This window comes from Celeribacter sp. (assembly GCF_048270365.1).
Classification (GTDB): domain Bacteria; phylum Pseudomonadota; class Alphaproteobacteria; order Rhodobacterales; family Rhodobacteraceae; genus Celeribacter.
This window is the reverse complement of the sequence record NZ_JBLWTA010000011.1, coordinates 1-22,577: the sequence shown is the minus strand read 5'-3', so window position 1 is coordinate 22,577 and position 22,577 is coordinate 1. Positions and strand designations below refer to the sequence as shown.

General features: G+C 56.3%; 18 protein-coding genes and 2 pseudogenes. 8 read left to right on the top strand and 12 right to left on the bottom strand.

Going from position 1 to position 22,577, the window contains the following annotated elements:
* Positions 1–171 precede the first annotated feature (171 nt).
* The gene (locus tag ACN0X0_RS15135; protein WP_417279824.1) at positions 172–1,617 is read right to left on the bottom strand and encodes an aldehyde dehydrogenase; all 1,446 of its coding nucleotides are present in this window, start codon (positions 1,615–1,617) and stop codon (positions 172–174) included.
* 85 nt (positions 1,618–1,702) lie between these two features.
* A pseudogene (locus tag ACN0X0_RS15130) lies at positions 1,703–1,854 on the bottom strand (integrase core domain-containing protein); the annotation flags it as partial.
* 40 nt (positions 1,855–1,894) lie between these two features.
* Between ACN0X0_RS15130 and ACN0X0_RS15125 the strand changes: the two are divergent.
* Both ACN0X0_RS15125 and ACN0X0_RS15120 read left to right on the top strand, forming a co-directional pair.
* Positions 1,895–2,717, top strand: a pseudogene (locus tag ACN0X0_RS15125) (transposase).
* 167 nt (positions 2,718–2,884) lie between these two features.
* Positions 2,885–3,358: a hypothetical protein gene (locus ACN0X0_RS15120; protein WP_417279823.1), complete on the top strand. Its 474-nt coding sequence runs from the start codon at positions 2,885–2,887 to the stop codon at positions 3,356–3,358.
* Positions 3,359–3,392: 34 nt separating this feature from the next.
* On the opposite strand, the gene ACN0X0_RS15115 is transcribed toward ACN0X0_RS15120, so the two are convergent.
* The gene (locus tag ACN0X0_RS15115; RefSeq protein ID WP_417279822.1) at positions 3,393–4,115 is read right to left on the bottom strand and encodes a hypothetical protein; all 723 of its coding nucleotides are present in this window, start codon (positions 4,113–4,115) and stop codon (positions 3,393–3,395) included.
* A gap of 403 nt (positions 4,116–4,518) precedes the next feature.
* Here ACN0X0_RS15115 and ACN0X0_RS15110 point away from each other — a divergent pair, with 403 nt between their 5' ends.
* The 5 genes from ACN0X0_RS15110 (at position 4,519) to ACN0X0_RS15090 (ending at position 10,094) form a co-directional block, all read left to right on the top strand.
* Complete coding sequence (locus tag ACN0X0_RS15110) at positions 4,519–4,857, top strand: hypothetical protein (protein WP_417279821.1); 339 nt, start codon at positions 4,519–4,521, stop codon at positions 4,855–4,857.
* A 132-nt stretch (positions 4,858–4,989) separates the two neighbouring features.
* Entirely contained in the window at positions 4,990–5,322 is a 333-nt protein-coding gene (locus tag ACN0X0_RS15105) for a hypothetical protein (RefSeq protein ID WP_417279820.1), read from the top strand.
* Between the two features lie 251 nt (positions 5,323–5,573).
* A complete protein-coding gene (locus tag ACN0X0_RS15100; protein WP_417279819.1) occupies positions 5,574–6,929 on the top strand; it encodes an SIR2 family protein in 1,356 nt (451 codons plus the stop codon).
* Positions 6,926–8,731: an ATP-binding protein gene (locus ACN0X0_RS15095; RefSeq protein ID WP_417279818.1), complete on the top strand. Its 1,806-nt coding sequence runs from the start codon at positions 6,926–6,928 to the stop codon at positions 8,729–8,731. Before ACN0X0_RS15100 ends, ACN0X0_RS15095 begins: the two co-directional genes overlap by 4 nt.
* The gene (locus ACN0X0_RS15090) at positions 8,724–10,094 is read left to right on the top strand and encodes an MBL fold metallo-hydrolase (RefSeq protein ID WP_417279817.1); all 1,371 of its coding nucleotides are present in this window, start codon (positions 8,724–8,726) and stop codon (positions 10,092–10,094) included. The genes ACN0X0_RS15095 and ACN0X0_RS15090 overlap by 8 nt, the downstream gene beginning before the upstream one ends.
* A 376-nt stretch (positions 10,095–10,470) precedes the next feature.
* On the opposite strand, the gene ACN0X0_RS15085 is transcribed toward ACN0X0_RS15090, so the two are convergent.
* The 9 genes from ACN0X0_RS15085 to ACN0X0_RS15045 all read right to left on the bottom strand — a co-directional run bounded on the left by ACN0X0_RS15085 (position 10,471) and on the right by ACN0X0_RS15045 (position 19,348).
* Positions 10,471–10,722: a hypothetical protein gene (locus tag ACN0X0_RS15085; protein WP_417279816.1), complete on the bottom strand. Its 252-nt coding sequence runs from the start codon at positions 10,720–10,722 to the stop codon at positions 10,471–10,473.
* Between the two features lies 1 nt (position 10,723).
* Positions 10,724–11,176 carry a DUF6634 family protein gene (locus ACN0X0_RS15080; RefSeq protein ID WP_417279815.1) on the bottom strand — a complete coding sequence of 151 codons (453 nt, stop codon included), beginning with the start codon at positions 11,174–11,176 and terminating at the stop codon, positions 10,724–10,726.
* 81 nt (positions 11,177–11,257) lie between these two features.
* Positions 11,258–12,307, bottom strand: coding sequence for an AAA family ATPase (locus tag ACN0X0_RS15075; protein ID WP_417279814.1), 1,050 nt, complete (start codon positions 12,305–12,307; stop codon positions 11,258–11,260).
* A gap of 506 nt (positions 12,308–12,813) precedes the next feature.
* Positions 12,814–14,364 (bottom strand): TniQ family protein, encoded by a 1,551-nt coding sequence (locus ACN0X0_RS15070; protein WP_417279813.1) that lies wholly within the window; start codon positions 14,362–14,364, stop codon positions 12,814–12,816.
* A gap of 5 nt (positions 14,365–14,369) precedes the next feature.
* Positions 14,370–15,332, bottom strand: a complete 963-nt coding sequence (locus ACN0X0_RS15065) for a TniB family NTP-binding protein (protein WP_417279812.1) — start codon at positions 15,330–15,332, stop codon at positions 14,370–14,372.
* A 2-nt stretch (positions 15,333–15,334) separates the two neighbouring features.
* Positions 15,335–17,593, bottom strand: coding sequence for a Mu transposase C-terminal domain-containing protein (locus ACN0X0_RS15060; RefSeq protein ID WP_417279811.1), 2,259 nt, complete (start codon positions 17,591–17,593; stop codon positions 15,335–15,337).
* A 96-nt stretch (positions 17,594–17,689) separates the two neighbouring features.
* Positions 17,690–17,950 (bottom strand): hypothetical protein, encoded by a 261-nt coding sequence (locus ACN0X0_RS15055; RefSeq protein WP_417279810.1) that lies wholly within the window; start codon positions 17,948–17,950, stop codon positions 17,690–17,692.
* 2 nt (positions 17,951–17,952) lie between these two features.
* Positions 17,953–18,630, bottom strand: a complete 678-nt coding sequence (locus ACN0X0_RS15050; RefSeq protein WP_417279809.1) for a Tn7 transposase TnsA N-terminal domain-containing protein — start codon at positions 18,628–18,630, stop codon at positions 17,953–17,955.
* A 394-nt stretch (positions 18,631–19,024) separates the two neighbouring features.
* On the bottom strand, positions 19,025–19,348 hold the full coding sequence (locus ACN0X0_RS15045) for a hypothetical protein (RefSeq protein ID WP_417279808.1): 324 nt from the start codon (positions 19,346–19,348) through the stop codon (positions 19,025–19,027).
* Positions 19,349–20,601: 1,253 nt separating this feature from the next.
* Here ACN0X0_RS15045 and ACN0X0_RS15040 point away from each other — a divergent pair.
* On the top strand, positions 20,602–22,577 hold a 1,976-nt coding region (locus ACN0X0_RS15040), incomplete at its 3' end, for a beta strand repeat-containing protein (RefSeq protein WP_417279807.1).

Genomic DNA, 22,577 nt, shown 5'->3' with positions numbered 1-22,577 from the left:
TTATCGTTCATGTCAAATAAAAACGATTTTTAATTCGGATTTGAGTTTTAAACGATTTTATATCAAAGGTCCCAAAGAGAATTTTGCGAACCAGGTCAGGCGGTGGCGCAGAGCAGCGCGCATAAAAAAGACCCGCCGAAGCGGGTCTTACGTGTTCGAAATATCAAGACCTCAGAACGGATAATGCTGTTTCGGGTCCTCAATCGTGATCCAGCGTGTGACCGTAAATTCATGGATGCCTAGCTTGCCGCCAAACCGTCCGAAGCCCGAGTCCTTCACACCGCCAAAGGGCATTTGCGGTTCGTCGGAGACGGTCGGTCCGTTGATGTGGCAAATCCCGCTTTGAATGCGGTTCGCCGCGTCCATCGCCTTGGTGATGTCCTGTGAGAACACCGCAGACGACAAGCCGTATTCCGTATCATTGGCCACGGCGATGGCCGCGTCGGCGTCTTTCACGCGGATGATCGATTTCACCGGACCAAAGCTTTCCTCGGCATAAATCCGCATCTCAGGCGTCACACCGTCGAGCAAGGTGGCCGAATGGATCGCCCCCTCGCGGGTCCCGCCAGCCACGAGTGTCGCGCCTTTGGCGGTGGCATCCGCAACCAATGCGTCCATTTTCTCGGCGGCTTTTTCCGTCACCAGCGAGCCCAAAACGACCTTGTCACGCGGGTTGCCATAGGGCAGGCCCGCAGCCTTGGCTGCGAGTTTTTCGACGAAGGCATCGGCCACCGCATCCACCACGATGATGCGCTCGGTGGACATGCAAATCTGACCCTGATTCATGAAGGACCCGAAAATAGCGGCATTCACAGCACCGTCGAGATCGGCATCTTCGAGCACCACAAAAGGCGCCTTACCACCCAGCTCCAAAAGCGCTGGCTTGAGGTTTTCGCCCGCCAAACGGCCGATGATTTTGCCCACAGCCGTCGAGCCGGTGAAATTGACATGCCGCACTTCAGGCGCCTCAATGAGGGCCTTCACAACCTCGGCGGCATCTTCGGGCGCATTGGAAATCACGTTGATCGCCCCTGCGGGAAGCCCCGCCTCAACGAGGCATTCGCCGATCAGACGATGCACCTTCGGGCACATCTCGGAAGATTTCAGAACCACCGTATTGCCACAGGCCAGCGCCGTCGCCACGGCGCGTGTGCCCAAGATCACCGGCGCGTTCCACGGCGCGATCCCGAGGCACACGCCCCGCGGTTTTGCCACCGCCATCGCCAGACTGCCGGGTTTGTTCGAAGGGATCACCTCGCCGCCGATCTGCGTCGTCATCGCGCCCGCTTCGCGCAGCATGCCGGAGGCGAGATGGACATTGAACCCGGCCCAGATCTCGGTCGCGCCGGTCTCTGTGACCATGGCCTCGACAAACTCGCCCGCGCGGGCCTCCATGATGTCGCCCGCTTTGAGCAAAACCTTGCGCCGTGCCTCAGGCCCGGTGGCGGACCAAGCGGCGAATGCGGCCTCAGCGCTGGCCACGGCCGTAAGCGCATCCGCGACAGAGGCCGCAGCGGCCCGTGTCGCCACATCGCCCGTCACCGGGTCGATACGATCATAGGTTTTTGCCCCTTCGGCGGCCACATTCGCACCGCCGATCAACAGATCCAAGCTCATTGACATCTCCTCCTGCTCTTTCGCGTCGACAGCCATCATATGAAGCGGCAATCCCCCCATTTTGAGAGAGGCGTATCAGTAGAATCTAAGCTGCTGTCAGTTTCTGCATCGGGGTCATCCCGCCGATCCCATGTTTGGTCTTTCGTTGTTGTAAGTCCAGAGCCATTTCGTTGCGTGATCCTGCACGTCTTCAATGCTTTCGAAGTGGTATCGCCCGAGCCATGTGAACCGCGCGGTGTTTGCCGGAGGCTCCAGCTTTTGAGTAGGATGGAGCATCATGAGCAAGACAACGAACAAATATTCCGCTGAAGTGCACGAGCGAGCGGTTCGCATGGTTTTGGACAACGCCGGTCAGCATGAGAGCCGCTGGCACGCGATCGTATCGATCTCGGCGAAGATCGGTTGTTCGACGAACACTCTGAATGACTGGGTTAAAAAGGCGGAGGTTGATCGGGGCGACCGTGCCCGGGTACGCAAGGTTTGGCGCCAGATGCGACGAGAAGGTTTGATGTGGCCCGATGCACGATAGCCCGGTTGATGAAGGATCTGGGGCTTCAGGGCGCCATTCGGGGCAAGCCGCACAAGACGACGGTGCCAGACAGATCAGTGCTTTCACCTATGTCGCGATTTGGCAGGGATTTGTCTACGTGGCTTTCGTCATCGACACATTTGCGCGCCGGATCGTTGGCCCCCTCTCGGCAGATTTGGCTGTGCCAAATCGCCTGCCGGTCAAGGGGACGCGTCAGCCGCACAGCTCACACGGGCTTCGTTCTCGACGCTTTGGAACAGGCTGTTCATCAGCGGCAGCCTGGTGTAGGACTGATCCATCACTCAGACCGCGGGTCGCAATACCTGGTGATAAAATACACCGAACGCTTGACCGAGACAATCAATGGTCTCTTCAAGGCGGAGGTCATCCACCGCCGTGGCCCCTGGCGTCGTCTGGACGCCGTGGAATACGCTACTCTGGAATGGGTCGACGGGTTCACCAAACGCGTCGATGCAATGCATCAACCCTCGAACCGATCGGAAACATCCCCCCGGTGGAAGCAGAAGCTAACTTCTACGCAGCTCTCGAAACTGAGGCCATGGCCGCATAACTTAAACTAAACAGCCTCAGGAAAACCCGGCGCGGTTCAGTCCAGTTTCTTCTGAGCATCTTCATCCCGTTGGACGACCTCAAAAAAGAAGCCACCGCAATCCCAGGATGTCTGATCCTGTACGTCTTCAACATCGTCCAGCTGTACTTCTTGGCAGCAGAATATATTTGACCAAGCTTGAGGATCGCATCATGGTCCACGCTCCCCTAAATCTGCTGCTGAACTTAATAGGCCGGACTGCGTTCACAATCCTGGCCCACGGAGAACTACAGAAACACCTCGACGTGTGGGCGCCTTTGCACGTCCTTATTGCGGCATTCCTCGGCTATCATGCATTCAACATCATAGTCATGGTTGCGCAGATCCCCGCCACATTGACCTACAACGCTATCCAAAACCACATTCAGCATCGCATCGAAGATCAAGTTGAGCGTTTTCTGCAATCAGAGGAATGGCTTCCGTCTATCACCGCCGAAGGGGAGACCCGTTCACTTGACACATATGCGGCAGACGAAGCGGTTTCTTCCACTCAAAATTACGCAAAAGCATTTGAACGACTCCTTTATGTGCGAATTACGATCGACACACTGACGGCCATCGCCGTCATCGGAGCAGCACTTTACCTATTACTCAGGGCTTAAATGGGCCGACATCGTTCCGGCAGCCAATCAGGCTTCAATGCCGGACTATGTTGAGCGCGTCATCACCTGTGTCCAGCCGAAGCGCTTCCCTCCAAATCGCCGTCTTGAAGCACATCCAGTCCCGCCGACTGCCACCGTCAACCTCATAGACCGAGATCAGCCCGGCCCATTCCAAGGGCTTCAGAACGTAGCTGGAGAACGCCGCAAGTTCTCGCCACCCGGCATTATCCCAATTCGGCCCATCCCCATAGAACAGACCATACAGCTGTCTTTCCGTTAGCCCCTGCTCCAGTTCGACATTCATCACGTTCAGCCAGACATCCCATGTCCCGAAAGGGCGCTCATCCAGACGGCCATATGAAGTGTGGTCAACCTCCAGCAGGAAGAACGGGATCAACTGGTCGAACAGCGCCCCTGGGGAATTCGGCAGGTCCTTCCCCTTCTTCGTCAAAAGAAATTTCCCCTTGTAGTGACGCCCGAGTTTCAGCTGCAGAAGTAAGAAATGCACGACCTGGATCGGCGGAAACTCGTACTCGTTGACTACCTTGCTGACGCTGAACGCCTCCTCGGGCCCGTACCTTGGCCAGTCAACGTGCTCGACGGCCCAGTGAACGAACTTGCGTTGAAATGCCTTCGTCGCGGTCAGGCCGATGCCACTGTTCTCGTCGGCATACTGCATGGTGCGGTGCGCAGCCCGGAGCAACGGAGACAGCTGCAGGGTGGGCTGGTCGTCAGAGAGTTTGCGAAAACCAATCATGGATCGCTTCTCGCATCCTCGACAGAAGCTGACGAGGCACATTCCCATGTAGATCTACCACTCCCGAAGGCGACGCACTGCCCTGTCGACAGTTCAGCATTCATACCGCTCTTCACACCAAGGTTTTGTTTTTTCGATATTTTACGCATCCTCACTCCCCGTTCCCCTCCGATGGCCACAAGCGTCAACCGCATGACGGAGTGACACGAAGGAACCATGCGGCCTTTAAAGACATTCCCACTTTTCGCAACAAATACAGATACTTAAATGACAATATCTTCGGATTATCACTTGCTACAGGGCACGTCCTATACATACCTTCGAACGTGAGTCGACAGACGATCAGCTCATACCACACATCCAAACGACCACACCCACATCTTAAGAATGTTAGGCTACCCCCATGAACCTTTCCGATTTCGCCAAGCAACTTCCCAAGAACTTCACCGAGCAGGAGTTCGTCGATTTGATGAACCAGGTGATTGACCTTAAGACAATCGTTGACCTTCCCGTGGAAGAGCGCAGCGCCTTGTTCGATGGCGTTCAGTACCTCCTCGACTACATCATGTTGGCACAGGAAGCGAATGGGGAGCTGCGTACCCATCAAGGCCAACCCGTGATGGACTACAACGGTCCGTTCATCCCGCATGTGTTGGTTCGGCCGGAAGGCATGGAACTGGACCGCAAAGCACTGGAGACCTTCGGGGTCGGGGAGGCCGACAAGTATTTCGGGGATGAATAGGCCCATGCTCCTAACCTGCCATGGGACACCCGCTTAGCACGACTGACAACATTGACCTGGTCGCCAATACCAAGATCATCGCCGTGATGGCATTGGCGGCAAGGCTTGCCAGGGAGAAGCGACAGACAGCCCATGAGTGACCGCCCCACCTTTGATGACATCCGGCGCGAGCAAGAGAGCTTCATCGGCCCTCCTGAGCCCCCAAAGGGGGCAAAGATGCCACAGAAGCTGACCAAGGCCGACGAAGTTAATGCGGACACCCTGGTTACTTTGTCGATTATCCGCAGAGCGCTCAGGGCTGGACAGCCTATCGATCCAAAGCACCTCCCTGAGAGGATTGTCGAGATCATTGAGGCGAAATCCGCAGGCTCGAACATGCCCGTTATGGATGGCCGATCGCACTATCAAATTGATGATGTCGTCCAGGCGCTGGACCTTCTTAAAGGTGAGGCAACCGGTGAATAGCTCGATGAGCTTAGTAAAGCAGTAGGGCGGCTGATGCTTCTAGGGCTATCGAATGGGCATGCCCTACTCGAAGGGCGGGAAGCGGCCGTTCCCTGCAGATGCAAACCGAAAGAGTTTCACGCCTAAAGCTGCCATTGACGAGCCAGAAGCGCGATCCCTAAACGCCTAGGCGGTTTTCGATTTTTGCTTGGTTTACTCGGCGGATTAACCAACCTAGTTTCGTTCCAGAGTTGTATTTTGAGGTATTTGACGTGGCAAACTTCTGGGATGAAGAGCCAGTAGGCAAGAAAGAGCTGCTGCGTCTCTTAAAACGCGACGCTAAGTGGCTTCGCTGGGAGGGAGAGAAGGAAGACCCGAACGATCCCAACAGGAAACCCAAGGCCGGATGCAAGGATCAGGCTGAAGAGGCTCTGCTGTCGGCGCTGCACTCCACCAATGTTGTTGTGCTGCTGGGGTCCGGGGCGTCTTTCTCCGCCAAGAACGATGGCGGGCCGAATGCGCCGAGCATGGGTGACCTTTGGCATGCCGTCCGTGATGCTGTTTCAAAAGACAATTTGTTTGACCATAAAGAGTTCGATGATCTGGCGAAGAGAATAATGGGCGGCCTGCCGCCGAATGACGGCGACGGGAGGCAGAAGGCCGGAGATATCGAGAGCCTTTTGAGCCTCTGCAAAATGCAAATCGAGCTGCTTAACATTCGGTCAAAGAACGATCCTGATTTCGCTGATCAGCTTTGGTTGGACGAGCTGATCGAGTTCGTTCGGGTAGCTGAGAATACAATATTGGGTAAAGTGGGTTTCGTTGGTGCCGAAACTGATTTGCCAGCACATTGGGCGTTTTTGAAAAAGTTCGCCCGCCGGTCACCAGAAAAACCAAGAGTGAAGCTGTTCACCACGAATTACGATCTTTGCATCGAAACGGCGGGGTTGCGCCTCGGCGTCGTGCTGATAGACGGGTTTTCCCACAGCGCCGAGCAGCGGTTCAACCGTGATCATTTCGACCATGATATCGTGAGGCGGGCCGCTTCCAGCACGAAGGCCGACTACCTCGACGGTGTGTTCCACCTCTACAAGCTGCACGGTTCGGTGGATTGGCGGCGACGGTCGGATGAAGTCGTTATTCGAAGCGTCGATGCCCCCGGCGAAGACCGCAAGCCAGTCTTGATCTATCCTCGTTCATCGAAATATCAGGAGGCGTTCGAAAGCCCCTATCTCGACATGTTCGCGGCGTTGCAGGCAGCGTTGCGAGAACCCGATACAACGTTGATCGTCTCCGGATTCGGTTTTGCAGACGATCATATCAGCGCCCCGATCTGGTCAGCCATCGAAACGAACCTTTCGCTGCGCCTTGTCCTTTGTGATCGCGGGTTCGTGGATCATCAAAAGCTCTTCGACGAAGACGCGCAGGAAATCGACCTCGATCTGGCTTCACAGCGTCCCTACCAGAGCAAGATCGCGCGGCTTGTGCAACAGGGTGATACGCGCATCACAATGTTGAATGGCCGCTTCGAAGACCTTGCCGACGCCTTGCCGATGATATCGGGTAAGACGGATCGTCAGCTCTTGCAGGATCGGCTTGAAAAGTTGCGCGAGGGCGACGGCGCATGAGCGAACTTGCCTCTCTGATCGACCCGTCCAAGCGCATCGGAACGGTTACAAGGGTGACGGCAAGTGCTGTGGAACTCACCTTGCCTAGTGCTCTTGCAGCCCTGGGTAGGCGAGGACTGGCCAAAGGCTCCGTCGGTGATTTCGTGTTTGTCGATTGTGACCGCTCAGCGATCTTGGGGCGCGTGACGGAAGTTGGCATTCCTGACCGGCAGCGAAATGTCCTTGAGCACCAGATTGAAACCGATCCCACGGTAGAGCCGCAGGGGCGCGTCCAGCTCTTGGCCACCGTTAGCAAGACCACTCGGAAAGTGACGCGCGGTATCAACACGCAGCCGAGGGTCGGTGATGGGGTTTACCTCGCAGAGGGCGGAGCGCTGTCCAATTCCATCAAGGATGCCTTGGAAGGCGACGTGAAGGGTGACAGTGCGCCGTTACTCGTCGAGCTGGGGCACCTATCCGGCTTGGATGATGCCGCGCTCAGCATTCCGCCGGAGAAGCTGTTCGGTCGTCATTGCGGAGTATTTGGCGCGACAGGCGGGGGCAAGAGTTGGACGGTTTCCCGCCTCGTCAATGAGATCGTGCGTATCGGTGGGAAATGTATCCTGTTCGATCCGACAGGAGAGTTCACAGGAAAGGTGGCTGGCGCACGGGAGTTTGAGTTCTCAAATGACCAAGCCGCCGAAGGACGCTTGGTGCGGTTTCCGAGTGAGAAGCTGTCCGAACTTGACCTGAATGCCCTGCTCAGACCAACCGGACAAAGCCAAGGCCCCACACTTCGGAGTGCGATTATCAGCTTGAGACTGGCCCGACTGCTGTTGGCAGACCCAGTGCGGTTTCCGCAACATGCCGTCGAAGGCAGCGATGCACTTCGCATAGAAGTTCAACACAATCATCAAACGGTGGGGTTCATCCACCTTGATGAGAACAGAACTGTCTCTAAAGCAAGCCAACACAGGAAACCGCTCGGTCGCGCTCAACTGATGCTAGCCGATCAGTTGGCGGCAGACGACTGCGACTTCGATCTCCGAGTGCTTTCCAACCAAATTGGCAAAGAGTGCCTGTTTCCTGCCAATACGGACGGCACATTCGGCGCTGTGGACCCAAGGCAAGTTGGTTACAACAATACCTTAGTCATTCGGATCGAGACGCTTTTGAACTCACCGGATATGTCTTGCTTCTTTTCAAAGGACGGCTTGGACATATGCGCCGAAATCGAGGCGTTTCTCGAAGATCAACATGCGAGAGCTTTGGTGCTTTCATTCGAAAACGTGAGCTTTAAGAACAATACGCGTGAGTTGCTCCTGAATGCTCTTGGTCGCTATCTGCTCGGCATCGCGCGGCAAGGGCGCTTCCGGAAAAAACCGCTCGTTTGCCTCCTTGATGAAGCTCATCAGTTCATTGGGCGATCTGTTGGCGATGACCAGAATAGCGTCAACCTCGATGCTTTTGGCCTCATCGCCAAAGAAGGTAGGAAGTACGGTCTGTCCACCGTCGTCGCCACCCAGCGTCCCAGAGATGTGCCGCAGGATGTTCTCAGTCAGCTTGGAACCTTGTTTGTCCACAGGCTCACGAATGACCGAGACCGAGAGACCATTGAAAGAGCTTGCGGGGATCTGGATCGCAACGCAGCTGCTTTCATTCCATCCCTATCACAGGGCGAAGCGATCATCGTTGGCCCCGACCTACCCGCTCCCTTGCCAATCAAGATGAGCAAACCTGAAAAAGGGCAGCGACCAGAAAGCCACGGCCCGAACTATCAGGTGTATTGGGGTCGTGAGCAGGCCGGCGATGTGATTGATTAATAAATCAAATGTCGCAAGGCATCAGGGTGCGAAAGCCCTGAACGGGCTACTCGAACCGACGAAGCATGGAGGGGCCAAGTTGACCCAGGTAGGTGTGATACACAATTTCTTTCCAGTGGGCCAAGGCCTCTTCGTAGCAGGTTCGATAGAGTTCTGGCCACACCCGCCAAGGCGGCGCCGCCGAATTGCGATCGATGGTTATGAAAAGCCGCCCGCACAACCACCCTACCGGTGGGTCTATGACTGCGGCAGCTCAACCGCAAAACGCCTCGTCACCAACGCAATCGCTGATCTGAAAGGTGACTGCGGTGGTTCTAGGATCGACCTTCTGACGATATCGCATTTCCACAACGACCACATCAGCGGCGTGGTTGACCTGCTGAAAGCCGTCGGCGCTAAGACGGTCATGTTACCATGGGCTCCACTCTGGCATCGCCTGCTGATTGGTTTTGACCAAGGCCTGCGCGCAGATGACCCCGAGATACTTTTCTTCGTCGACCCGGTACAATATTTGATCCAAGAGGCCGGTGACGGCTTTGAGCAGGTCTTATTCGTCATGCCCTCAGACGGAGAAGGCCCACCATTTTCCACCGAACCGCCTTTTGATCCTGAACCACCAGAAGACCTTGATGAAGCCGACAAAGTGTCTGGACCGGGCGACTCTGTTCCATATGGCGATCTGGACCTGACATACGATCACGGTGAGCGCCGCGTGCGCATGCTGCGGCCCGGTCAGGCAATTCGCGTCTTACGCGTTTGGGAGTTCATTCCCTACAACGATCCTGACACACGTCCGTCTGACCCAACAGACTTTGAAGCGAAAGTTGTTCGCCACCGACAGGCGTTGTTGAGCGGGACCGAAAAGGAACGCGCAGCTGCGTTGAAAAGTCTGCGGGGCCTTTATGAGGCAACATTTGGTCGGACAGCGATGAATGATGTCAGCCTGACGCTCTATGGCGGCGCGATCGGCACGTGGCGCGGGCATAGCTATTGCGATTGTCGTCTCCACCACTTTCTTGGCAATTGCGATTGTTGGCAAGAGCACGAAACAAAGGCTGCGATCTTGCTTACCGGAGATGGCAATCTGAGCAGCGTTTCGAAGTGGGGCGCATTAGAACAATACCTTGATTGTCGCAGGGCAGTTCGAACGAGTGTCTTTCAGGTGCCCCATCACGGTGCGCGTGCAAATTGGTATGATGGTCTGGCTGCGGCTGCGTCACCAGCTCTTAGCATATTTAGTTCTGATCCCAATCACAGTTATGGACACCCACACGCAGAAGTACTTCGCGATTTCTGGAATCACCGTGCTATTCAAGTAGACCAGCATTCCAATTTCTCATTGAGCATGCTCCTGGAACGTTGAAGGCACAAGAGGTACTATTTGCAGCTAAGGGGCACGAGCGATCACGAATACAAACTGGTTTTTCCGTACCAGTTTGTGAAGGGTCAGCGAACGGTCGGGTACGACAGATGCGAATGACCGGTTTGGGGAAGCTGCGCCGCAGCGAGGTCCAACCTGGCGAAGGTCCGGTCTGGGCCGGTCGCGTTGTACCGACAGGATAGGTGGACAGTTGAAACTCTCTGAACGATCAGGGGCCCGGCAGAAAACCATCCTCCCTCAACCCTCTATCCAAGGCACCGCCGCACACGAGAATCCTCGCGTGCAACAGCGCGCTCTCACACCAAGAGAACGAAGACCCTTCACACGCCAACTGACGGCCAGGCCCTCCAGTGCAACGTCAATCCTCACTGCCATCTTCGGCCCCCCGTTTCCGCTCAAAGGACATCCATACAAACTCGCCGGTCTTCTTGTTTCTATAGATCGCCACCCGGTCGCGCCTGAGTTTTCGAAACGGCATGTTCTCCTCCTGCAGTTCCCGCGGTGAGATCTCCCCACGTTCCAGCCGCTCCTCGTCGCGTTGCCGAGCGCGCGCTTTCTGCCGTTGCCGTTCCGCAAAGTTGAAGTGTTTGGGGCCTTCTTCATCGGACATGTCATCCCTCCCCATTGTCGTTGAACACCATACGTTCTCGCCAGGCCCCCAACAGTTCATCAAGCAGCGACAAGTCATCCAGCGGCCGATACCCAGGCACGTCGATCTGCACGAATCCGGCAGGTGCCTCTTCCACCCCGAGCCCCATGGCGATGGACCTCTCATAGTCGGAGAATTGGCGACCAAGCACATACCACCGGGATGCCGTGCGTGCCCAAGCCCGGTTGGCGTCAATCGTGACGAGCTGTGAGGTCGTGATCCAACCGCCCGCAAGTCTCGGGTGCCCCGACACCATGCCCCAAAGGATTGGTGCGCCGTGGCGAGACACATGGGGACGCCAGTAGTTCAGCACAGGTGCCTCGGCGAGGTCAGTTTCGGAAGGGCCACCATCGGCGGCTTTGATGGCGGCACGTATCTTTTTGGCCCAGTGGGGCTGAGCAGGTTTCTTGTTCATGGCGAACTCCAAAATTGAAAAAGGCATGATTGATGGACGACGGCGGTCGGGGAGGTCATTGCCATCCCCTCGCGACAATTCTCAGTGCAACACAGGGCGGTTCACTGCATGCTCGACGGCATCCAGCATCCGAGCGACCGATCTCAGGCTGACGTGGTGCGGGGTCCGGATGGCCTCGATGACCTCCTTGACCGCATCAACGGCATCCTCGGGAAGATCGCGACGCGCCCCTTCCCGGTCCGCAAAGTCGGTCAGATGCTCCTGTGTGAGGGCCGTCAATTCGGTGGGAGGGCAACGGCTCAGAAACGGCTCAGACAGACCGCGGAGGGTGTTGGCTGTGAGCACCCACGTGACCCAGGACATGTCGAAAGCAATGCGGAAGTACGGACATGCCCAACGATGCGCGGTAGACCTTTCGAGGAGCGGCAGCAGCCCCTCATCCAGAGAATAGCGCTGACCGCCAGTCGTCTGGACACTCCCAGCCTTCTCGATCTCGTCGATCACGATCACAGGATTGGCAATTTGAGACGCCATGATCCCTTCCAGAACCTTACCCGGGCTCGCCGATCCCCAGCCTCGCTGAGACCCCGTCACAGCAAATGGCGCAGGCTCCCCTGTGGCTTCGATGATTGTCGTTGGCACGGAGAGCAGATCCCCAAGCAGGCGCGCCCAGTGGCTCTTCCCGATCCCTGGCGGGCCGACGAGGAGCATCGGCCGGACAAGGGGCGCAGGATCGCCGTTGCGGACCGAAGCGCGCATGTCTTGCCAGAGGCGCTCTGTTGCAGGAGCCATCCAAGGCATCTCCGTGTGGAGGGCGCTGGCGATCTCGTCGACACGATGCTCGGTCTCGACCGGCATAAGCATTGCACCATTCCGGAAGACCTCGAGCCGCCCACGATCTTTTCTGTCGAGGTGCGCCAACCCGGAATGGTTCGCGACCGTGCGGAGATATTTTTGCGTCCGACGCTCAATCTTTGCGCGGTCCTCTTCCGACAAGCCCCACTCATCGGGAGGATTCTCCATGTTCTCCCTGTACCACCGCAGGAAACGTTTCAGGCGCGTATTGATCTCGAATTCAGACTGCAGGTTTTCGGGAGGGAACCTGACATCGGCAAACGATATTCGGGGCATTGGATGTCCTCTCTGAGCCGGCGCGCCATTCGATTGGCGACCAACATTCGGCAGCGCGGGGCTGCCAGGGGTTTCAGTCAGAGGATCCGGATCCTTGAGAACGTTATGAGAACATGGCGCGGGCCGGGTCAACCTGGGCGCCAAGGAGACCGCCCGGAACGCAAGAATGCCGGACCTCTCGAACCGGCATCCTTCAGATCAAGCAAATTCAATAACTTAGCTTCCAGTGGTCATTTTATACCCAGCAAGAGTCCGTTTTTCTGGCCGGAATGTCCCTCAATTGCCCGCCGAAACAACACACATGTGGAAACCACCAATAAATGTCCACCACCTGACTTCATCCGAAAATATGTTGTTGTTATTAAACAATAATATTTACACGCAATCACGCTGAGGCGGCCATTTTGACCACTACACCCACATCAAATGACCATCGAAAGTTCACAAAAAATGCCGCCCGAAGGCGGCATTGCAGACTTTCATCAAGAAAGCTTGGGGGGACGAGGTCAGTGGATCAGGAAATATGCGTCTTCAGATACCCCAACCGGCGGCGATTCCAAAACGGACTTTATCTCCTCTGGATCCAGATGAATGGCAGCAAAGCCTACCTGACCACCGAGACGCACCACGTTGGACAAGTGCCCCTTGAAGAGGAGTTCCAGGATCACCTTCAGCTTCGCTCGGGATTTCTCCGCACACCTGGCCAAGGGCTCCATGCCGGCAGGCAGCTCCTCCACTTCGTCGAACCTGTCTCGCAGGACATCGAGCACTTTATTGATGCTGCGGCCATCGACAGCTTTGCCGACCTTGCTTTGCAGATTCCGATGATCATGGATACGGCTCAGCAATCCCAGTTCGATCAACGCGCTTACGACCGGCCGTGAACAGGTCAAGACATACGGAACCTGGGTCGTCGGCACAGCAAACTTCGCATCCCCGAGCAGCTCGACAACCTTCGCATAGTCAACGACAAGGCGCCCAGCCCCTGTTGCCTCCCCCTCTCCGGGCGACATGCCTGCAGCCTTGAGAAGGTTGTGAAGTGTCGAGGGATGAACGTTCTCGGATTTGGAGATCGAACTCAGGGTACAGTATTTCGGACGGGCCACCGGCTGACCCAGAACATTCCGCCCAGGGACCAGAGGCGTATTCTCGATGATCACGTGACGCAAGAGAGCACGGATCGGCCCAGGGTCCTTTGACAGGTGCCCAGAGTTGAGCCACGCATAGAGCATCCCGAAAGCACTCCGAGGGCTCGCAAATCCCTCACTGCGCGTTGAGGCCTTCAGTGTATCTTCAAGAAAAGTCACCACTTCGGCTTCGCCCCCTGCTGCGAGGCCCCAACCTGCACGTCCGGCGTCGTCCCACATGCGCTGAGACAGCTCAGCGGCCTGCTGCTTTGGGCCGAAGGCGATCAACCCGCCCACCATCTCGACTGCCCGGCTCGCCTGATCAATGCCTTGCCCATCCAACCAGATCGGACCGGAATGTCCTTCCAGACGGTTCTCCACGTAGGTCTGGAGTGGCGAGGGTGCCCGCGGTTCGCATGGCTCCGGCACGGCCAATTCCGCTGCAATGATATCCTGCATGGCCTGCAGCTCATGCAGTTGATCATCCCACGCGCTCTTTCGAACATCGCGCAGCAGTGTCCCATGGCGGCGGCACGTACGAACAGGCGCAAGGCGCCATGCAAGGCGATGACGCATCGCAACGTCAGGGCGCCGCTGGTCATATTGGTCCTCAGCGAGGCAATAGGGGCAAATTCTGGTCTCGACCCCGGTCGTGAACTCAGCCGAAAATTCGTGCTGGCGCAGGCTGAAGCGGCGTGCGCCAATCGAGCTGATCGTGTTCCGAACCACCGGCGCCGGGTCCTGGCCGGCGATCTCACAGAGGCGATGAACCGCCGCCGGAAGCCCCCGCGCGAGATCGATGGCAGGAATACGCAGATCATTGAGAAACGGGACGAGGCGACCTCCCTTGTGGAAGGCCGCCTGACGTGCTGCCCAAGACAAGGGCGTCTCATCGTGAACAAAGCATACTTTGGGAAAGAGCTTGGCCATGGCAATCACCGCTTCCGCTTGCCCGTGGACCGACGGGGCTTCTGATCCTCTTCTGGGTCCGTCTCGATCAACCAGTAATGCTCGACAAAGAAGACATTCTCCGACGCCGAACAGGATTCCTGCATCGCGTAGGCCGAGGCGAAGTGCCCGATTTCGAGATGACTATCTTCGTTCTCGATCGCGAACTCGAGCGCCAGCAACAGCAGCTCTACCGCCCGTCCAAAACAATACCGGGCACCGTGGAACACCCGTCCGACCAAGTCGGTCTCCATCGGAGCGTGAATCCCGACACGCTGGCAATAATGCTCCATGATCTGGCAGAAATTATCGCCGTCGGATTGTTCGGTGAGTTCGGGTAGGACAATAGACGTAAAGCGCCGCTTTACCTGCTGGTCACTCCGGATCACGGTCGCGAGGTCTTTCGTGCCGGACACGATGATCGTGATGGCATGCTCACCCTGCATCAACGATTTCAGTGCCCGCAGGATCAGGTTGCGATCGGCACAGAACAAGTCCTGAGCCTCGTCGATCCAGATCACGCTGATCTCCAGCTCGGCCAAGCGATAGCGCAAATCCTGGAACAGCGACCAGGCCTCCTGCCGTTTACTCTCCACAGGGTACCCAGATACCTTCAGCAACTCGCCCATCATGCTCTTGAAGGTCGCGGGGCTGGGCACCACGCAACCAATGTAACGCGGAGTGCCATCTTCCTGCGGCCGCAACATCGGCAGTTTCTCGAGCGTGCGGTTAACGAGATGGGATTTTCCGCTCCCGGGCTCACCAATCACCATCACGCCACGCGTTTCACGAGTCTTGGTGAACCGTTTTGCGACAGGCGTCCGATGACCCGCAGCGTCCTTCTCGAAAAGCCGCTCGATGTGGGACGCGGCTTCCGCGTCCCGGTCGGTTCCGATATGCAGCTTACGCAGAGCCTCGAGAGCCTGCTCGGCAGTGTGTTGATCCATCATGATCACTCCTCCTCGAAGGTCATGGACGACCCCGGCGAGGTGCCGTTCCGGCCTTTGCGGCCAGCCTGCGCGTCGGTGCTTTCGCAGACTTCACCGTTCAAATCGTCAAGCGAAGGCAGCTCACTCCCAAGCTCGCCTTTCGCCTTGGATGGCGCTTTCGGCTCGTAGAATTTCACACCTGCAAGGATGTTCTTTTCCTCACGCTTGAACCGATCTTCGGACCAATCCTCCAGGTTCAGCCCTGCCTTCGCCATCGCCACCTCGTTCCGAGCCTTGATCGCCAAAATAGCTTCCCGGACGACTGCATTGTTCAGATGATCCGCCTTCGGGTTGCCGGCGCGCACATGCCGCACAGCAGTCAGCCAGGTTTGTGCCGCGACGCCTTGGAGGGACGCGTCTTGGGAGGGGACGTTGCACCACTCTTCCCCCATCAGCACCGAAATCGCGCCTACATCTTTGGGATGCCAGCGAACCTTGACGGTCCCAGGGTCATTCCGACGAAAATGGTTCTGGAGAATTTCAGATTGGTAAGTCACACCGAGAACGGTGATGCCTTCTTTGTCCAAGCGGTACTCGCGCTCCTGCCCGAAACAAATCCGCATCATTTCGGAGTCTGGCGGCGGGGTGACGCCATGCAGCTTGTTCAAGCGCCGCCAGGCCTGAACCGGCGTCTCGTTGTCAAGACCGGAGTGCGGCGTGTTGTGGTAGATCTCGACAACCCAGCGGATCAGCGCAAACGTCAGATCATCCAAGGTCAATGCTGCGCGCTTTTCCGGGTCCGCATCACCTTTTTCCATGATGCCACGGAAGGTATGCCCCGAAAGGCGGGAGGCAAAGTCACCGGAGCACGTTCCGAAAAATCGCTCGATGGTGCCACGGTTCTCAGGGACGCCGTTCATCGCCATTTCCCACATCACGCCGAGATCTTCGGCGGCCATCCGAAACCGCAAAGATTTGTACGCCGAACCACCATCAAAGACGATCAACTCCGGGGTGCCGTGCATGTCCCAGGGCGTATGGGCACCTACAGCGTCTGCCCAGGCTCCCTTGTCCGTCGTGATCATCTGCAACAACTGGACTGCGGCCTCTGCTTTCGGCGCGCGACTGAGCACCAACCCGACAATACACCGGGTGGCACAACAGATCGCGGCAGTCAGGGTCCACCGAGCCATCTTTTTCTGCTTGATCTTTCCGGTCTTCGGATCTTCGTACTCTTCAAAATACAAGCCGAGAGAATGCTTCTCCTCATCGGTGAAGAGCCCATAGATTTCGGTGCTCTCCAACAAAGTCTGCGCATCGACTGTCCATTCGTCGATCTCCACCCGCTCCAGAGGACGCGTCACGGAAAGACCGGTTGTGACGGGGCGAAACTTCTTGCGTGCAGCTGCAGCGCCGTTGCGCTTCAATTCCACCAGGAACGGGTCCAGGCCCCGCACAGCAAGCCGAATGGTCTCTCGGCTTGGCACCTTCATCTTGAGTTTACCTTGCGCTTCGCGTTCCGCGTTTTCTTTTGCAAAGGAAAGCTTCACGTCCTCGACGATCGCATGAATGGTGGGCTTATCCGGCGACATGTAGCCGCGGACCCCTTTCATCATCAGCGCGTACTCGCTTGGTGAGAGACGAGACCCGCGGTTTCCGCGTGCGGACACCCGATCGAGATGTCCAATCAGCCCAAACTTGTTGAGTTCGGCGAGCCATCGGCGCAGCGATCGTGGCGAGGGAACCTTGGCGAAGTTTTCGGACTTCCGAAACTTCTTGCCAGGCTCGGGCAAGTCATCGGGTGCAATGTCCATAACGCGGTCGAGAAGGAGAGCCTTGTTGGCTTTGATCGACGCGTCCGTGAACGTCATCAGGCCCTCGGCATGGAGCTCCAGGGCAACCTGACAGTACAAATCCTTCTTGGTGAGACGACGCCCGGGACGCCCGGTCAAAGCCGAAATCGATGTCTGGCTAGACATCAGCCGCTTATGTGCTGCAGACGGATTAAAGCAATCTCGCTCGACCCGAATACGGCCCTGCTGACCGAAACGGGCGAGATCTTCGTGCGTGAATTGCTGACAAAGCCCGTTCGCGTCGTCCCGGCGGAGAAGGTAGCCGGTTTCGGTTTCCATTTCGACTTGGAAGGGGAGACTATCGATCGACACACGGTCGAACTGTCCAAAGGCATATCGGGCGTTGGCAGTGCTGAACGAGAGATCCATGGTGTATCCTTTCACGGGTTCTGGGCTGCGCGATGCAGCAATGATGAGTGCGATGGCCATTGGGCCTCGCCATTGGGGAAGTTTCTGGAGGTGGGGTGCGGCCTCAGGTTTCCGGCTTCACGCATTGAAAACCTGAGGCTTCGCGATCGGCGGGACCTACAAGACGCTGTGGAACGGATTGTTCATGGAGGGCTCGCGATCGCTCAAGACATAGCCGACACCGATGGGCATACGTGTCGTGACGGCAAACTCGGCAACAATGTCGAGGCGCTGCGAAAGCGGTCGTTTGGCGGGCAATTCATCTCGTCCGACACCAAATTCCGCGAGAAGCTTGGCATGATCAAGCTGCTGGATGCTGATTTCGACATCTGCGCCAGCCTTGCCACGAAGCGTGAGCTCACCAGTATGCTTGGACATCTTCAGACCTCCTTCGCCTTGAAAACCATCACATCATGGGAGAGGCGCTCATAGCCGAGCGTCTTCAGATGCCCGGAACGGATCAGACGCACCAAGGCCCGAAACCCCATGCCGTCCAGACGGGTTTTCTCGACGAGATCACCCATACGGACGACCCCGGTCATGGACCGCACCACGTCCTGGGCAACAGGGTCACCAAAGCAGTCCGGGCGTCGCGCCGAGTGAAAGAGACCTGCGTTGTAACGCTCGACGGGGCAGATGTCGTCCTCCGTGAACAGACGGAAGTCATCGAGAACGCCCTGGGAGATCGCCTGAGCTTTGATCCGGGCCAGCTTGGTCAGGTACTTCCGGCCGGCACGCTCAACAGGGCGCACTGCGTATCCCGTCACAGTTTTATCCTGGCGGATTACGACAAAGTCGATGAAGTGGTTGTGGACCTCCCCAAACTCATCGAACCACTCAAAGCGAACCTGTTCGATAACTTCCTTGGTGTCAGGGCGATACGCCAAGACCATCGCGCAATCCGCTTCGAGATGGCTTTCAACGCCATGGCGGACCCCATGTCCCTCACCAAAAACAATGCCTCCGGTGAAGTGCTGCGTGGAGCCAACTTGGGTCTTGCGGTCACCACGACTGGGTTCGGGAAGGCGGATACCGCCGGATCGAGAAAGGTCAGACATCTTTGTATTCCAATACTCATCAGGTGCCACTTCCCGATCAGCCGGAAAGCGTGTGACCTTCTGGATCTGCCTTCCAAAGCCAGCCTCTATGTCCCCTCTCGGGTTTCAGCTTGGTCGGCGTTGGGCAGACCTTTCCCGTCGCGACAAATGCGTCGGGGAAAAGCAGGTCGTCATGTTCTGGAAGCATCCGAGTCCTTGAAACCGACCCGATTGGGTGATAGGTTTCTGGGTGAAAGCGGTTGACTTCGGTCTTCCAAATGAGAGAGCGGTCTGTTGGCGCAGATCGCTTTTTCGTTTCTTGCTACATCGTCAGTGCCTCCTCAGTTGCGGCGATGAGTATTTGGTAGCCACCGATTTTGGCCGCCAAAAGACTTTTTCTTTTTCGGGCATGCGGTTAGTCTTCAACATCACCCGCCGTCAGATTGCGAAAAAGCAAGCCGTGGGCGTTTTCGATTTTTCGCAGACACATCACCTTGTGCGAACCAGCGCTCCCTAACCCGCAGATCACCGAGGTCTTGCGATTCCTGCTGACGATTTCGCAAGGAGACATGCCCTGGAAAGAACCTTCACACGCGGCACTTCGCGGAAACACCATGGCGTTCACCCGGCTGGGCGCGCCCACTTTCGGAGAATCACTCCGCAATTTTGGACAGATGCTTCCATGCGAAAGGAGTGCAAAATCCTGCGCAGGCAATTTGGGGGTGAGTTCGATGGGCATCGATACGCTCTTCATTCTCAAGTCTCGGATCCAACCGCCCAAGGTGCGGTTGGGTGGGTTCACATCATATGAACCGTATGAGCCGAGGCGAGATATGAATCTTGTTTTGCGTCATGACCCAAACATAGAAATCCCATCCACTCCTCGACAAGATTTCATAAGGGCGGAAAGCACAGCGCGCCCGCAGTGCGTGGCCCCAGCGCCACAGTTTTAAAAAGTCCGCACCGGGATGCTTGCGGCCTCTTGTCGAGATCGGGCATGGATTCCCTATCAGAGCAGAGCTGCCAAACCCGTGGGTGATAGGGAAGTTTGCCGCGACGCGCGGCGGGGACCTAATCACGTGGCAGACACCGTCTAATTCCCTCGATTTTTATTTTTGCGACAGCTTGAAAAGACCAAAGGGGCTTCCCAAAAGAGAGCGTTTTCCGCCTCCTGTATTCAGCAAAAAGCTTCGGGCCCACCACACACTTCCCCATATTATGTAACGAAGAGCACTGTCGAACATCTGACCGAATTGAAACTCCATAGTTGTTGGCGGACCGTCAAAATCCCAATGCAGAGGCCAGTCTTCGCCACCATCCGCCTTCACCCGTCGAATATCGACCTAAAAAATTTCGGCGGCGCAAGCTGTTCAGGGTAGTGGCGTTAGCCACTGGCGGACGTGACGTCCCCTTTACGGCAATCGAAAACCACGCAAACGCCGACATTTCCTCCGTGTTCCAGCGTCATCTAAACCGTCAGCTACTGCATTTTTCACCTGTAGGCGGCAGTGCCCTGTCTATGGGGGCCATGCCGAGAAATTGGACAGTCAGCGAGTGTTGTAGCAAAGCCTCGACACGCACCTTCAGCGTCTCGTAACGCTGGCTGTTCGCACCGAACGGCTCGGGCGATACCAATTCTCAGATCTCAAGGAGGCGCAGCAGGATGCGATACGCTTGCTCTGAATTAATCGTAACGAACGAGAAAAATTGATATCGCCCCCCATACAGCAGCTAAAGGCAACTCAAATTCTCGCATGACGTCGCATTTGAACTGAGAGTGAAGTGTCCGAGTGGAGCGTGGGCTATTTCCAAAATTACTTAAGTGCTCCCTCACAGCAGCCACGCACTGTAAATTGGCCTATTTAACGCCTCCCCGAAGTGTCAGGAAGTGTCGTTGTTATGCAGAGAAAATCCAGTAACTTCTCCCTTCGTATACGTCGGATCGACTTATCCCTTCTGGCGTTTTTTGTTTGGGTTAGGAAACGGTTCTCAATGCGCACACAACACTCTACCTCTCACTCGAACCGCATGGCGTGGCTTTACCGCCGTCGTGGCGGGATTTTGACCAAATTTAAAGGCGTGGCCTGCGGTGTTGCGCCCGAACAGACCTCCTTGAGCGCGATTGTCATGCTCTCTGCGGTGACAGCATTTGGCGGTTTTATCGCCTCTACCCACGACGCAAGTGCAGGGAGCTGTATTCAGAGCGGCACCGACTTTACCTGTTCTGGCGCGGCAGATGTCAACACCGACACGGCAGACTATATCGGCCTTTCTACACGGGCCGATGTAACCACAGAGGCAGGCTTTGGGATCGAAGTGGATGGCGGTCCGGGATTATACTTCTATGTTGACGGGGGGTTCACCTTCACCGATGTGAACGCGTCCGATATCACCTCTGTGAGTGGTGGTCCTGGTTTGCTGGTCGTAAATTATGGCATCGGTGACATTGTGGTCGAGTCAAATGGTTCGCTCGCGGGGTCAACCGAACCGGGTCTGTATATCGCCAGCCAAAACACAGGATCTGGTTCTGTCATCGCCAATGTGAATGACGTGAGTTCAGTCGGCGGCGATGCGATCACAATTGGGAACGCTGGGACTGGCGGCATTGACTTTACGGCCACAGGTACGATCTCCGCCAGGTATAATGGCGTATATCTGCAAAATATCGGCTCGGGCGACACATCGATTACAGCAAACATCATTGATGCTGGCGATAATGGCATTGTGCTCTACACTGAAGCATCTGCGGGAAATGTCACCGTCGACGTGAACGAAATGACTACTGGCGATTATGGCATTGTGCTCTACACAGATGCATCTGCGGAAAATGTCACCGTCGACGTGAACGAAATCACTGCTGGCAATAATGGCATTGCTATCTTCCATAGTGGTACCGGCGACGTGAACGTGACCGCGTCAGGCCTCATCGAAAGTGAGTCGGATGGTATCACTACCCACAACGAAGCCGGGGAAAACGTCACCTTTAACGTAAACGATATCACCGCTGACGACAATGGCATTGAAATCACGCATACTGGTGTCGGCGACGCGAACGTAACCGCGTCGGGCCTTGTCGAGGCTGGGCGTATTGGTATCCGTCTCCTCACGCGCGCGGAAAACATCACCGTTGACGTGAACGACATCACTGCTGACGAAGAAGGCATTAGTATCGAGCATTATGGTGCCGGCGACACGAACGTAACCGCGTCAGGCCTTGTCGAGGCTGGAAATGATGGTATCTACATCAATTCAAACGGGGAAAACATCACCGTTGACGTGAACGACATCACTGCTGGCCGCACTGGCATTGATGTCAGCCATTTTGGTACCGGCGACATTTCGATCTCGGCAAACGTTGTCAATGCCGTCGATGCTGGTCTTAGCATCGACGCAACCTCATCTACAGAAAATGTCACCATTGACATTGGCGAAATCACGACTGACGGCTATGGCATGTATGTAGTGAATGGTGGTACCGGCGATACATCGATTACAGCAAACATCATTGACGCAGGCTTTTATGGTATTGAGCTCCAGACCGGAGCATCTACGGAAGGCCTCACCGTCGACGTGGACGAAATCACTGCTGGTTTCTCTGGCATCTATCTCAGCCATGGTGGCACTGGCGACACATCGATTACAGCAAACATCATTGATGCTGGCGAGGATGGGCTTCAGTTCCGGACTGGAGCATCTACGGGAAATGTAACCGTTGACGTGGACGAAATCACGGCTGGCAACTACGGAATCTCATTCAGCCACGAGGGCACCGGCGACACGTCGATCACGGCAAACTCTATCGAGGCTGGTGGTGACGGCGTCTACGCGATCAACAATGGCACCGGCACGGTCGACATCAATGTAACTGGCACCATTACCGCAGGCGACGACGGTATCGAGTTCTATGCCGACAATGCCGATGTCGGTCAGATCAATATCGATGTTAACAATGTGACGGCAGGCGATCA